This is a genomic window from Burkholderia sp. AW33-5, from assembly GCF_053427615.1.
Map to the genome: position 1 here is coordinate 1 of NZ_JBSAXA010000125.1, position 308 is coordinate 308.

Annotated in this window: 1 protein-coding gene; it reads left to right on the forward strand. The window is 66.2% G+C overall.

Annotation, left to right across the window (positions count from 1 at the left end):
- The coding region (locus ACV22V_RS32660) for a phage late control D family protein (protein WP_448016861.1) at positions 1-308 on the forward strand (308 nt) is incomplete at both ends.

Below are 308 nucleotides of genomic sequence, written 5' to 3' on the forward strand. Positions count from 1 at the left end.
GGCGAATTGCCCGACCAGCTCGAAGTGTACGAGTACACGGGTGCGTACACGTATCTGGACCAGACGCGCGGCGACCATCTGACGAAGGTGCGGATGGAGGAATGGGAGTCGCACGCGAAGCGCTTCCATGGCGCGGGCGGCGTGCGCGCGATCGATGCGGGCCGGCGCTTCACGCTGTCGGACCATCCCGAACACGATCGCGATCCGGCCGACCAGCGCGAATTCGCGGCGATCGGCGTCGAATGGTGGATCGAGAACAACCTGCCCGTGGCGAGCAGCAGCGCGGACTTTCCGTACAGCCTGCGCGA